The sequence below is a fragment of the Solibacillus faecavium genome (genome assembly GCF_014836905.1).
Classification (GTDB): domain Bacteria; phylum Bacillota; class Bacilli; order Bacillales_A; family Planococcaceae; genus Solibacillus; species Solibacillus faecavium.
Map to the genome: position 1 here is coordinate 575,051 of NZ_JACSPZ010000001.1, position 14,808 is coordinate 589,858.

Annotated in this window: 9 protein-coding genes; all 9 read right to left on the bottom strand. The window is 39.1% G+C overall.

Annotated features, from left to right (window positions below; translation table 11 throughout):
• Positions 1-2 precede the first annotated feature (2 nt).
• Positions 3-3,722 carry a helicase-exonuclease AddAB subunit AddA gene (gene addA, locus H9635_RS02910; protein WP_191698636.1) on the bottom strand — a complete coding sequence of 1,240 codons (3,720 nt, stop codon included), beginning with the start codon at positions 3,720-3,722 and terminating at the stop codon, positions 3-5.
• Positions 3,697-7,338 (bottom strand): helicase-exonuclease AddAB subunit AddB, encoded by a 3,642-nt coding sequence (gene addB / locus H9635_RS02915; RefSeq protein ID WP_191698637.1) that lies wholly within the window; start codon positions 7,336-7,338, stop codon positions 3,697-3,699. The genes addA and addB overlap by 26 nt, the downstream gene beginning before the upstream one ends.
• A gap of 129 nt (positions 7,339-7,467) precedes the next feature.
• Entirely contained in the window at positions 7,468-8,091 is a 624-nt protein-coding gene (locus tag H9635_RS02920; protein ID WP_191698638.1) for a TVP38/TMEM64 family protein, read from the bottom strand.
• Positions 8,092-8,235: 144 nt separating this feature from the next.
• Complete coding sequence (locus H9635_RS02925; protein WP_191698639.1) at positions 8,236-9,405, bottom strand: PDZ domain-containing protein; 1,170 nt, start codon at positions 9,403-9,405, stop codon at positions 8,236-8,238.
• A gap of 163 nt (positions 9,406-9,568) precedes the next feature.
• Positions 9,569-10,996 carry a S41 family peptidase gene (locus H9635_RS02930; RefSeq protein ID WP_191698640.1) on the bottom strand — a complete coding sequence of 476 codons (1,428 nt, stop codon included), beginning with the start codon at positions 10,994-10,996 and terminating at the stop codon, positions 9,569-9,571.
• Positions 10,997-11,070: 74 nt separating this feature from the next.
• Entirely contained in the window at positions 11,071-11,643 is a 573-nt protein-coding gene (locus H9635_RS02935; protein ID WP_191698641.1) for a peroxiredoxin family protein, read from the bottom strand.
• Positions 11,644-11,750: 107 nt separating this feature from the next.
• On the bottom strand, positions 11,751-13,040 hold the full coding sequence (locus H9635_RS02940) for a murein hydrolase activator EnvC family protein (protein ID WP_191698642.1): 1,290 nt from the start codon (positions 13,038-13,040) through the stop codon (positions 11,751-11,753).
• 92 nt (positions 13,041-13,132) lie between these two features.
• Positions 13,133-14,029: a permease-like cell division protein FtsX gene (gene ftsX, locus H9635_RS02945; protein WP_191698643.1), complete on the bottom strand. Its 897-nt coding sequence runs from the start codon at positions 14,027-14,029 to the stop codon at positions 13,133-13,135.
• Positions 14,019-14,705, bottom strand: coding sequence for a cell division ATP-binding protein FtsE (ftsE, locus tag H9635_RS02950; RefSeq protein ID WP_191698644.1), 687 nt, complete (start codon positions 14,703-14,705; stop codon positions 14,019-14,021). Before ftsE ends, ftsX begins: the two co-directional genes overlap by 11 nt.
• Positions 14,706-14,808: the final 103 nt, after the last annotated feature.

Genomic DNA, 14,808 nt, shown 5'->3' on the forward strand with positions numbered 1-14,808 from the left:
CCCTAATCCATTTTTACTTCTAGTCCAATGCTATATAAATACAAAATACGTTCGCTAATTTCGATACGCTTAATAGATTGTACAGCATGCTGATAATAGTTTAATTGAATTTGGTAGGATTTTGTCATTTTTCGTTTAATTTTCTCTAAATCGCCCAAAATCATCTGTTCAATATAATCCGTTTTATAGTCCAGCAGTACCCATTTACCTTCCGCATCTTCAAATATACAGTCGATGACACCTTGTATGATTTGTGCGTCACCGTCTTCATCCTTCAAACTCATCGTAAAAGGTACTTCTCTTAAAATTTCCTTCGCCGTTTTAAAACGTTGTCCTACTTCTGTTCCGAAAAAGGCATATACCTTTTCAGCAGATACCGCGTCCGCTTCCAGTTGTTGAAGTAATTGGCGATCAACAAGGGATTGTATAAATCGTTCTGTTTCTTCAATTGTAGCAAATCCATGCTGCGGGATATGCTGCATAACAGCATGCACTGCCGTACCTACTTCAGTAGCAGAAAGCTTTCTTTTTTTCTTCTCTTTTAGCATAAAGCTTGGTACTTCTGTTTTTACATAACGTTTTGCTTCGGAATTGTATAAATGCTCCTCTTCCATTTGCTGCAAACTTTCCATACGTTTAAGCTCTGAAACGGACGTTTTGGACTTTTTCGTTACAGCATCTTTGTAAAAATAAGGTGTCGTGAATCGTTCCGTTAGTAGCTGAACGATATCTTCATTTATAACTTCCTCCACTACTTCCTCTTCCGTTAGCTCTACTTCAGTTGCTGCTAAATAGTCATGATTCGGTATTACCGTAATCGACCACTGCGGTGTTGTCGTAGCTTTGCTCGAATACCCATAACTTACAAATAGGAAGTCTTGGTGACGAGCAACAGCTGGTCCAACCCAACTTAAATAACTGTTTGCCTTTGAACGGATATATGCCGGAAGTACGGTTTCTTTCAATTCCTGGTAAAATGTCCATTCTTCTTTTTGCTTTTCCCAATCTTTAATCGAGCCGACTAAAATAAGCCGCTCTTTTGCCCGGGTCATCGCTACATACAATACACGCATTTCCTCAGCTTTCATTTTGGCCAATTTCTTTTCCTTCACATACAAATGTGGAAGAGAAGTAGAAATAATATTCAAGTCTGGATTTACTGATTTAATAGCCAACCCAAAGTCCTGATCAAATATATAGCGGTTCCCTAAATCTTTCGTATTAAATGTACGGCTCATGCCGGCAACGAATACGACCGGATATTCAAGTCCCTTCGACTTATGGATTGTCAGCAAAGTCACTACGTCATCCGCTTCACTTGTGGACTTCGCAACACCTAAATCGTCTCCGCGTGAATGCATACGGTCGATAAAGCGTAAAAATCGGAACAAGCCACGGAATGATGTTTTCTCATAGCTCAGTGCACGGTCATGAAGTGCACGTAAATTTGCCTGACGTTGCTTCCCGTTGGACATCGCACCGACCATTTCGAAGTAATTTGTATCCAAATATACTTGCCAAACTAAATCAGCGAGCGCACCGTGACGGCTGAAGTTACGCCACTTGTCGTGCAATGCGAAAAATCTGTCAAGCTTAGCTTCTGTTTCAATCGGCATCTCGCCCTTCGCTTCTTCTTTATACTGTTTTAACGCCTCGTAAAATGGTACTTTCCTATTCACTAGTCGGATTTTCGCCAATTCATTTTCTGTCAGCCCAATGAACGGTGCCCGCAAAACAGAAGCAAGCGGAATATCTTGATATGGATTGTCGATTACTTTTAGCGTGTTAATCATAATCATTACTTCCAATGATTCAAAATAGCCTCCATCTGTTTCAGCATAAAGCGGAAGGCCCGCTAATTTAAACTCCTCCGCAAAGGTCGTATACCATGTACGGGAACGCATTAATACGACGATATCCCGGTAGCTGACTGAACGCATCGATTTCGTTTTCGGATTGTATACTTGTCCACCATTGTCAACTAAATCGCGAATACGTTGAATAATGTAGCGTGCCTCCTGTTGGGCTGAGCTAATGCTTTCTTCTTCAGCTCCATCTTCAGTGCCGGGCACGTTTTGCGCCTTCGAATCACCTTCAAGCAACACAAGCTCAATCGGGACCTCCTGTTCATCATAGCTAGCACCGAACTTTAATTTTGCCTGCTCATCGTACGCAATTTCTCCGACTTCCTCATCCATAATTTGTTCGAATACATAGTTCGTACCTTCTAGCACTTCGGAGCGACTACGGAAATTGGCGTTTAAATCAATCTTCATTCCTGTATCGGATGGATCCTCTTCAAAGCGCTTATATTTTTCAAGAAATAGGCGGGGCTCTGCAAGTCGAAATGCGTAGATACTTTGCTTCACATCACCAACCATGAACATATTCCCGTCCTGCTCTCCTCCGCTTTTCACAAGTTGTAAAATTGTCTCCTGCAAGAAATTCACATCCTGATACTCATCTACAAGTACTTCTTTAAAACGTTTTTGGAAGGTGCGTGCCACATCGGATGGTTGCGGTATTTTGGAATCACTTTGTGGATCCGTTAATATCTCCAAGGCATAATGCTCTAAATCCGAGAAATCCAGTAAGCCGCGCTCTTGTTTGGCTAATTTAAACGCTTCACTATATTCAATTGTCAGCTTTACTAGCGTTTCTAAAATAGGCTTTGTTGCCGCCATTTCCTGTACATAGAGCTTTGGATGCCGGGCAAAAAATGTGTCCTTTAATGAATTCAGCATTTCTTTAGCTGTGTCACGGTGATTTTTTGCCACCGCATACGATTCTTTGTCTTCTTCCGTATCTTTTTTCGTCAACGGTTTAATCCGTCCAAATTCAATGGAAGGGATTAACTCATAAGCTTGCTCCCATGAACCATTTTCCATTGCATTTAATACATGTGTCACCCCTGTATATTCCGCTGCAAACAATGGCTTATTTTTTTCTAAAGCGGGCACGACCGAAACAATGTGCAAACCTTTTTCAAGGCGGGCTGCAATCTCCTTCAAGCTTGCAATAATAAATGGGCGAACTTCTTGTGCAATCGCTAAGTCGTCTATTGGGCTGTTCGGATCAATATCATATTTTTCCGGCAATGTTTGCAGCCATTCGTACGGATTAGGCTGTACGCGTGAAACTTTGTACATTTCCTGCAGCAATAGTTCGATTGCCTGGTCACTTCGATCTGATGCAAAGCTATCAATCAATGTATAAAGCTCCTCTTTCGTAAAGAGCGTTTCCATATCGCCACGGTACGCTTTTTCAAGCACGTCCATCAGCACATCATCCTGCAATAACGAAGCTTCTTCTGTACTTGCCAGGCGAAAACCAGGGTCTAAATCAATTGTGTATGCATATTCACGGCAAATCGATAAACAAAACGAATGCAATGTGGAAATTTGCGCTTTGTTTAATAAACTTAATTGTCTACGCAGAAAAAGGTTGCTTGGATTTTCAGTAAGAGCTTTTTCAAGTGCTTCTGCCATTCGATTTCGCATTTCTGCAGCAGATGCATTCGTAAAGGTTACAACTAGCAGTTCATCCACATCAATACGTTTTTCTTCCGGCGCTACAATTTTTTGAATAAGCCGCTCGATTAAAACCGCGGTCTTTCCTGAACCAGCGGCTGCAGATACTAAAATATCATGACCGGATGCATAGATGGCTTTCCACTGTACATCCGTCCATTGAACGTCATTCGGCTTCGCTGGAATCGTCATGAACACACACCACCTTTTCAATATTTTTAAATACTTCTTGCTCCGGCTGTTTCTTTATTTCATTAAAGCTATTGCCCGTCTCTGCTTGATCAAATTGGCATACCGCTTTATAGCTGCAAAATGTACAGGCTTTTTGGTTACCTAGGCTATACGGTTTGATTTCTGTATTGCCTTCATAAATTTTATTCCCAGCCTGACGGAATTTATAATGAACAAACTCTTGTAGATTTTCCATTTGTCCTTGTTCGATCACTTTTGACGAGCGGTTATTAAATTCAGGATCCTCGCCGCTTTTAAATGCAGCCGGAACAATAATGGACGTTTTATTCGGTTCGAGGGATTGATCCATTAGTTGTGCGATTTCTACATCCTTTAACATATAACCACTTAGTTTAAACTTCTCTTGTCGTAAATTTTCCACCCGGTCCTGTTCTTCATAATCTTCAGTTGGAATAAGCGGATTGTGTACATGTAAATAGAACATTCCAGCCGCTTGGACAATAATATTTTCCAGCTCTGATAAGTCCTGAATGAATTTACCTTCACGTGCGATAATCGGGATGTTTTTCATCGCCACATCCAAATAAGTTAACAGCTGAAGGGAAATGCCATTATATACTTCAGTAAAATCAAGTTTGCGGCCACTTGATTTGTAATCAATAACACGCAAATATAAATTTTCTGCGTCTTTATAAGCATCAATACGGTCAATTTGACCACGGACATACATTTTGCGGTTATGATCCAATTCAATTTCGAGTGCATCCAATGGATTGTTGTCATCTTGTTCGGTATTTTTGTCATCGCGCTTACCGAAAGGCTTTTCATGAGCAATTGCTTTAAACTTGGACAGCTCACTTTGGTTCATTAGTGCATACACCGTACGGGCTACTATTTTCACAAGCTTTGTTTTAATATATTCAAAGCGATGGCTACTTTTTAAAATACTATAAGAGAAATAATCGACGAGCTTAGAAATAGTATCATTCGCCTTTTTGTAACAATTTACATACGTATTCAATGAAATTGTCGGTTCTTTTTCCGATAAAATTGTTCGAATCGCCTCATGGAATAGATCACCCATTGCAAATGTCTCTAACTTAAATTCTGTACGTTCCTGCAATTTAAGACCGTAAGAAGCAAAATGCGAATACGGACAGCTATAAAAACGTTCAATGCGTGATACGCTTGCTAGGAAGTTTTCCCCATATAATGCCGTAGCAACTTCTTCTGTCAAAGGCTCCGCTTCATTTATTGAATACAATGGTTTTCCCACGATATTGAGCACATTTCTCCATTCGGAATCCCGTTCGTAAAATGCTTTCAACGCAGCCCATTCCTCTGAGAGCGGGCGTCGTTCAATTTGTGATTGCTTCAGCTGTGTCATTAAAAAGCCAATCGATGGCGATGGGTGCTGTAAATAATGGAGTACATTAGCTTTTTGTTGTTCATCCAATGGATCCATCGCTATTTGCCGATGCGGTAATGTACGAACCGTTTCCTCCTGTTGCATTCCCTGATTTTCCACAACCTCGAACATTTTATGCAGTCGGTTAATATAAAGCGACGGAAGCTTACCTTTACTTTCCTCATCTGCATTTGCATACGTAATATATAAATACTGTGTCGACGAGGAAATCGCACGGTAAAATAGAAAGCTCTCCTGAAGCAGCCTACTTTTTATACCTGGCGCCAATTCAACATCAATTTTTTCAAAGGCTTCCCGCTCATCATCAGATAATAATCCCCCTGCATCCATACGCATCGGATAGACACCATCGTTAACACCAATTACAAAAATAGCCTTTTTGTTATCAAAGCGTGCAAACTCAACGGTTGAAACAGTCACCTCATCCAAAGTTGGGGGCACACTTGAAAATTGAAGTGTTTCAAAGCCTTCATCTAATATTTGTGCCACTTCTTCCAACGGCATAATTTTGTCGCCGAACATGAGATCGAATTGCTCTAAAATATGCACCCAGCCATTCCAAGCCTGCTCATGTTCCAGTGATTGATGTAGTGCATTCGTCAGTTCTTCCTGTTCCTGCATTTTTAAAAGCTTTTTATAAATATCCAGTTGTTCCATAAACTCATACAATGCCACTACAATTTCACGGCCTGTCCGTTTACCTTTCAAACGATTTTGCAATGCTAAAACAGGTTCGCGGATTAAATCCCGGACTGACTTTAAAAGATGTTCATGTTCCAATTCATCTTCTGTCTGTATCACATTTACTTTTTCCAAAGATTTAAAACGACGATAATGCCAAACTTCTTCGTTTAGCCATCGATCATGGACAATCCCTTTTGCAATGACAAAATTTTCAAGAATGTCGGCTCTGTCTCGCATTGCCATTAAATTCGCTCCATATGGAAAGAACAGATCCGTTTTAATACTCCGGAATATCGGCTCATATTTCCAATTTGTTGTAATAATTTCCAACACAGATCGACTAAATTCAATAAGGGGATGATATAGCATTGCCCGTTTCTCATTTGAGAAAAAAGGGATCTCGTATTGCATAAAGGTCGTACCGATAATTGCCTCATATACATCCGCCTGGCGGTACATAATCCCGATATCTTTATAGCGCAAACCTTTTTTTAAGACGAGTTGCTTTATTTCCTGGGCAATTCCTTGCACTTCAGCTCGTGGATTTACCCCTTCCAATATTTGCGCATCTCCTGTCGATTCAATTGGAGCGTCAATAACTTTGTCAAAGCTTCGTTCAATTTGCAGCAAGTCCTGATTTTTTGCTCGGTAATTTACTTCGAGATGAACTCTTGGCTCCTCTTCAATGTCGATTCCCCGTTCAAAACGCAGCTTTTGCAGTTCATGCTTTATTTTTTCATATGTCATGGCGGCCCTGTAAAATACGGATCCTTCGAGCATATCAACTTGAGGGTCCTCCAACGGCAGCACAATTGTGACCCGCTTTGCATAAATTAAAAGCTCTTTTAATATCGACATTTCCTGTCCATTGAATGAAACAAACCCATCTAAATACACATGGGTATCCCGCAAGCTTTCCATCTTCGGAATGCGTTCAATTAGCATTGGAAAGTAGCCGTCCCCGTCAATATATTCCGTTCCTATGCGCTCATGTAGCTGCTTTAATATTATGTGTAAATCATGCAATTTATGGAGCAGTACTTCACTCGCTCCATTTTCTCTAAGAGAATTAATTAGTGGCTCAATTGTCTCCACATCAATATGGTACTGACTGAATTCTTTTAGAATTTGCTCGACTTCCTTCGTAAAACCACGCTTACCGGCTGCTCGTTTAAATAGTAGAAATTCTTCTTGATGTTCTTCCAAAATACGGCGCAATAACATGCGGTACCCTGTGCCATCAATACGCTCTCGTGCAATACCGCCTTCATTTTGCAGTACATACCATGCCAACCGCTTAAATGTCATAACTTGCGCCCGCATCATGCCTTCAATGTCATAATTCGTCGTCAGTTCATACTCTGTTGTAAATGACATTTGGTCAGGTACTAAAATAAATATTGGATTGGCAAACAAATTTGTTTTTAAATCCTCCACAATCTCGCGGTGAATAAAAGCTGTTTTCCCAGTACCTGCCCGACCCGAAATGACTCGTAATGTCATAATTTCACCTCATTTATCTTTGTTAATCTATTATAATATAAGAATACATGTTCGTACATTAATGGCATTCATAAAACAAAACCTTGTTCATTTACGCAACTGTAAAAAACAAGGTTTAATCATTACATATTATTTATTTCTTCTAAGTTTTTCAATTTCACGCAAGTCGCGCTCTACACGCTTATTTAAGATGCGTTCGATAAGTTTCCCGATACCCCAGATGACCAATACAATCACAATCGATATAATAATCTTTACCGGTGACGCTATAATTTCTCGTAAATCACTACCTAAATAACTAATTAAAAAAATCATAATTGGCTTAGAAATAAAAAGTGTTAAAAAATAATACTTTTTCTTAATATTTGACAGACCGGCCACACTGTTTACAACAACAACCGGTGTGAATGGCAAACATAGCAATACAAATAATGGTGTAAACCCTCTTATATCTACCCAATGGATCAGTTTTTTAACTTGGGTTTGTTCTTTTATGCGACGGAAGATACGATACTTCCCAAACTTTCGAATCATTAAGAAAAACAGATAAGATCCTGCAACCGTCCCAAGCCATGACAGTAGGAAGCCCCAAAACAGTCCGTAGGCAGCTGCATTGGCAACGACGATGACGAATAAAGGTAATATTGGTAAAAAAGATTCTATAAAAGTTAAAAATATACCGAAAAAGGGACCTAATAATTTATATTTTTCTACAACAATTTCTATATTGTCGATAGTCATCCAATCCAACATAACCTTCACTCCTGCCAAAACATAAAATACTCGAAGCATTCAAAATTTTATTTTGATCTTTTTCACTTTTATAGTAACATAAATTATTCTATGTAACCTTAAAAAAAGAACCCCGTGTTCACGGGATTCTTTACCTTCTATAATCTAGTTCACTACCAAAAGTCCAATTTTATAATTATCATCCCGATGTACAACATGTTGGGCTAAACGCAACTCACCGGCATGATCCAGCACTTCCAGACGACAATGGGCTGCATTAATTTGCAGTGCTTTATATAAATCTTCTTCTGTATAAACATCTTGTCCATTCACACGCTTTATTACTTCTCCTGCCAAGAGGCCCATTTTTTCTGCCGGCGAATTCGGTAAAATCCCTGCAATCATAACACCTCTATCACTACGCATCACAGCATAGCTATTGCGATCTTCGGCACGGCTGTAATAAATCCCTATAACTGTCCGCGAAATTGCTCCTAATGCCAATGCTGCTGCACCTAATACAGGCGAAAAATAGGCAGTCAATCCGACTATCAATACAAATTGACCAATCATGACTATCGAACGCCCCATTTGAGGATAAACGTTCATCGGCAGCTTTTGACGAACCATTTGCTGGAAACCAATTATAAACGGGAAGACAATGAGTGAAAACTGCTCAGCCCCCACTGTAAACTGCGGCCAAAATGGAGCAAAACTCTGAATCCCATTACCTGGTATTATTGTAAATACAGGCAATACCCAAAGCTGTTTACTGTAATAACCGATACCGTTTAATCCGCGCTTAGTCGTCTCCATAATAGGAGAGGCAAAACGTCCACCATAGCGGCGAATCAATATTCCTTCCGCCATTAACAAAAGACCTGTCAATATTGGTACTGTCATGACAAGATTTGTTACTGCATCCGTGCCATTCAATTCAAGCGGACCGATAGAATACGTCCAATTTTGCCATTGCATAATAGCAAGCATACAAAAAGCGATTGCCATTACAATAGCCGGTGACAATAAATGATAAGTATAAATAATTAATGCTACGAGACTTACAACAAAAACAACAGTTAATAATTCGAGTGAGACCGTTAAGCCAATGACAAGACTAAAAACGGAAATAATGACGGAAAGTACAAACCCCATTACTAGCATATTTTTCAACTCGGACCAGCCACCTAAAATACGCCTATTGAAGAATCGCCGTTCACGTTTCACTCTGCGGTATCCTAAATAAATTGCAGATATTATAGCGATATACATCAAAGGATTTATAAAAAGTCGGCCAATCCCTTTCAAAATTTCAATTAAAATTGTTTCATCCATTTTCTCACCTACCGTACAATTAATTGTATCAAATCCTATTGATTATGCGTAGTCCCATTTGTACCGATAATAAAATAAAGACGACCTGAAATAAACAATTTCGAGGTCGTCTTACATATACCGATATTCTTTTTTCTTTCTATAAGAGCATCACATTATTACATCATTCCAATTGATGCATTACATAACTAATCGCCATCTGCAATTGCATATCATTCACCTGTGATTGTTTAAATGTTTCAAGCTGTTTCGTTAGTTCTGCGAAGAAAACTTCATCCATATGACGCCCTTCAGGCAAATCTTGTTGTCTTCTAAAGCTTGCTACTTCCTGTGCTGTATCCATATCGAAAAATCCGTCGGTACGACTTATAGTAAAGCCCAATTCACTTAAAATCCGCTGACTATAGGCAACTTCTTCACTATACTCCCCTACTTCAAAACGACCTCTCAGTATTTTCGTTTCTACACGGTATAGTGGGTGTTGAGTCACTTCTACATCTGGTTCCACACCAACATCATGTACCCAGCGCTTGGACGGTGTAAGCCATTTATTCGTCGATAATTTCACTTCTCCGCCATTTTGTAGATCCCATGTTTGCTGAACAGTCCCTTTCCCAAAACTTGTGACGCCAATAATAACGGCGCGTTTCCAATCTTGCAGCGCACCTGCAAACACTTCACTTGCAGAGGCACTTCCCTCATTTTGTAAAATCGTGACTGGCGTTGATCGTAGCCATTTTGCATAGGGTTCAAACTGTTCAATTTTCTTCGTTTTCAGTGGCTCTGTTACACCATCATGGTTTTGCATATAAGCAAATACGACTTCCTTTTGCTCAAACATGCTCATCATTTGTGCAACACTATGTAAATAGCCACCTGGATTGTCACGCACATCAATGATTAACCCTTCTACATCCTGCTCAATTAATGCATCAAGAGATTTTTGCCATTCATCGGCAGTTTTTTCACCAAACATCGAAATAGTCATGTATCCAATTTTCGTTCCTTCTACTTCAATTACATCTCCTTGCACAGTATCATTTTTCAAGCGTTCCCTTTTTATACTTAGCTTTACATGTTGCTCTAGCTCAGGTCGATACAATACGAGCTCCACACTTTCCCCTTCCTTACCATGCATAAGCTTACGTACTTCCCCCATCGTTTTCCCTTCAAGTCGTACCTCATTGATCTGTACAAGCTCATCCAATGGCCTGATTCCTGCTTTTTCTGCCGGTGAAGATTTAATTGGTGCTACGACGATAAACTTGCCATTCGCTTCTGATAGTTCCAGACCGATTCCAATCCGTTCACTTGCGAGCGTCTGTTTATGTAATGCCGCCTCTTGCTCCGAATAATATGTGCTATATGGGTCATTAATTGCATTGGCCATTCCGCGAAGTGCGCCTTCCACTATTTTTTCGGAATCAATATCATAAACTGACTCGCTCGTTATTAACTTGTGCAGTTCATTCACCACAGCAAAATCTGCCTGTTCAACTTTTGGCTGTGTCTGCATTTTCAATGCCCAATAGACACCTACCCCTATACATAGCAATAAAATAATTAATAAAAAAATCCGACTTTTCCGCACAAATTCTCCTCCGTTCCATAAAATTTATGAAGCGAAAGAAAGATTCATACTTATAAAGACGGATAGAACATGAATTAATTTAATTGTGTCACATTTTCTCGTAATGTATCTAAATCAAGCGGACCTACAATTGTCTTTTGAATTTTCCCCTCTGTATCAATCATGAAGGTCGATGGAAGTGTTAAAAGTTCATATTGGCGGGACACTGTCTCCTCCAATTCTAAAACAATTGGAAATGTTATATCATAGCTTTTCAAAAATTGCTCGACACGTTCAATCTTTTCCCTGTGATACGTAACATTGACACCGACAATTTCAACATTGTCTGTTTCGCGGTATTTCTCATAGTACTTTTGCATATGGGGCATTTCTGCCTCACAGGGTGGACACCAAGTTGCCCAGAAATTAAGTACGACCTTTTTCCCACGTAAATCTGAAAGGGTCACCGGTTCTCCCTGTATATTATATAAAGTAAAATCAGGCGCGAACTGTCCTTTTTCAAGTCCGATTTCCTCTCCTAATTCAATTTCTGTTCCTAATGCATCACTGCTGATCGCTGTACTTTTATCGAGTTCCTTTTTAATATATGTACTTAGCATCGTAACGACGAGAACTAATATTATAACGATACCTATATTCTTTTTCATCAACTTCACCTCACTATTTCTTCCTATTAGTACAATATCATACCTTTATGGAATTTATTCGAAATTAAAAGGCAAAACTTTAACAAATAAAGTTTTGCCTTTCATATTTATAATGATATATATCGTAATGGATTAACTGCATTTGAACGGCTGCCATTCCATTCGCCAACATGAATTTCAAAATGTAAATGCGGTCCTGTTGAGTTTCCGGTATTACCTAATCGGGCAATTTGCTGCCCCTTTGAAACAACATCTCCAACACTTGAATTAAAGCCGCTTAAATGGGCATATGTTGTCGTGAAAATTTGGCCTTCGATTGAGTGGGTTACCATCACTACATTCCCATAGCCATTCATTGTTCCTGCATAAGAAACAACACCATCAGCTGCTGCAACAACCGGTGTACCGATTGAATTTGCAATATCGATTCCTAAGTGATTTTTACTTCCGATTGGGCCGATATCACGTGAGCCGAAGCCTGAAGTAAATCGCCCAGCTGCTGGTCTTGTCCAAGTACCAGCTGCAACAGTTGGTAAATTTCCAGAACTTGAAACATTACTGTTATTTTTCTTTTTATTTCTTTTAGCTTCTAAAGCTTTTTGTCGTGCAATTTCAGCTAATCGAGCCTGTTCTTTAAGGAATTTCTCTTCTACTTCTTTACTTAACTCTACTTTATCATCGTATTCTTCTTTTAACGACGTTTTTTGAGCACGTAATTTTGCTTCTTCTTTTTCAAGTTCAGCTACTAATTGATTTTTTTCTCTCTTTTGTTCCTTTAATGACGCCATTAGTTTTTGCAGTTTTGCCTTATTCGCTTCTAAACTCTCTTTTTTCTTTAGTAGCTCTACTTTTTGGACTTCCAGTTTTTCCTGGTCTTCCTTTTGCTCACGCATAATTTGACGGTCAGCATCCATAAGCGTACTTACAGCAGAGAAACGGTCAATAAAATCTACAAAACTATTAGCACCTAGGAGTACATCTAAATAACTTACCGTACCACTTGATTGAATTGCACGGGCACGCTCACGCAATAGTTCGTCACGCTTCTTAATTTTATCTTGTAATTCTTTTATTTCATCTTCCAATATCGAAATTTCTTCATTTGCAATTTCGATATCCAATTCGACAACTTCAATTTCTTGATTCTTTGCATTAATCTTTGCCCCAATTTGCTCTAATTGAGAAATAATTTTCTGCTGACGATTTTGATTTGTTTGAATTTCATTTGTTTTTTGTTCGAGTGATTTGTTGAGCATCTTTTTCTCAGCTTCAAGTTGGCTGCGCTCTTTTTTTAGTTCACTTAATGATGCTGCATAAGCTGCCGGCATTTGAATAAATAAAATAAGCGCTAGTAGTACAGCAATGATTTTAAATGAACGCGTTGTTAGCTTCTTCAAAACCTGTTTCCCCCTAAATGCATGAATAGTAGTCGCTCGTTTTGTCTCTCTTTTGTTGAACTTTCAAAGAGCATGATGCAATTTATGTTATATTACACTTTTAAAAACTTACGCACTGACATAAAGCTGCCCCATATACCGATGAACATGCCGATGAATAAAATTAGTCCATTCACCTGCAGCATAAGTGGTGCAACCTCTAATAATTGGAATAACTCGCCTTTTAATCTTGGTGCAAGTAATTCATAAATATTGTAATAAGCAATCGTAACGGCTGTTATAGGAATGATAGATCCAATGATTCCTAGCCACATTCCCTCTAGCACAAATGGAATGCGAACAAAAGAATTTGTAGCCCCTACAAGTTTCATAATTTCTATTTCATCTCTACGTGCAGTAATCGTAATGCGAATCGTATTGGAAATTAGGAACATCGCTGTAAACAGCAAACCTAAGATTAACACAAGACCTACATTACGTGCAATTTCTAAGAAGTTAAATAGTTTTTCTACTTTACCTTCACCATATTTCACTTCATATGTGCTTTCAAAGCTTTCAATCTTCTTTGCTACTTCAGCAGTTTTTAATGGATCGACTGCTTTTACGTATAGCACATTATATAATGGATTGTTTTGTTCAAATAAACTTAATTCATCACCAAAGTCTTTAATTAACTTACTTAACTCTTCTTCCTTCGAAGAATATGTAACTTCTTCAACATCTGGTAGATTGTGAATTTCGTCAACTAACTGTTCTTCAGCAAGTTTAGCTTCTGCCTCATCGGGAATAATTTCTATTAATACACGAATTTCAACATCATTTTCTAAATCTGATGCCACTTTGTTTAAATTCATCATAATGGCTGCAAATACGCCTACCAATAATAATGTTACTGTTACGGCACTGATGGAAGCCAATGTCATCCAACTATTTCGCCCTAATGATTTGAAACTTTCGCGGAAGTGACGTGCAATTGTTCTAGTTTTCATAGCCGTAATCACCTCCGTACTCATCACGGACGATCATTCCGCCTTCAATTGCAATAACGCGTCTACGCACTGTGTTTACAATTTCCCGGTTATGTGTAGCCATTACAATCGTCGTACCTTGGCGATTAATTTCCTCAAAAATATTCATAATCTCCCAAGATGTTTCCGGATCGAGATTCCCTGTAGGCTCGTCCGCAATCATTACTTTCGGACGATTTACGATGGAACGGGCAATCGCCACCCGTTGCTGCTCCCCACCGGAGAGCTCATTTGGTAGCATACGTACTTTATGCTTTAACCCAACAAGTTCAAGCACTTCCATTACTCGTTTGCGGATCACTTTCGGCTGCTCTTCGATTACTTCCATAGCAAACGCTACATTTTCGTATACCGTTAAGCGCGGTAATAATTTAAAGTCCTGAAACACCACCCCGAGCTGACGGCGTAAATGAGGCACACGGTTGTCTTTTAACGTTCTTAAGTTAATCCCGTTAATTAATACATCACCTGAAGTTGGCTTCTCCTCGCGGTACATCAACTTTATAAATGTCGATTTTCCTGCTCCACTCGGTCCTACTACATAAACAAACTCGCCTTTTTTTATTTGAACTGTAATCCCGTTCGCCGCAACGACCCCATTAGGATACTTTTTAACTACATTGTTCATTTGAATCATTAACGAAACCACCTAAGTCTTTGTCTTAATTAAATTATAGTCTTATCTATTATAGCACTTTCAATCTATAAATTTATTACATTTTCTTTTCAATGTAGGCTAC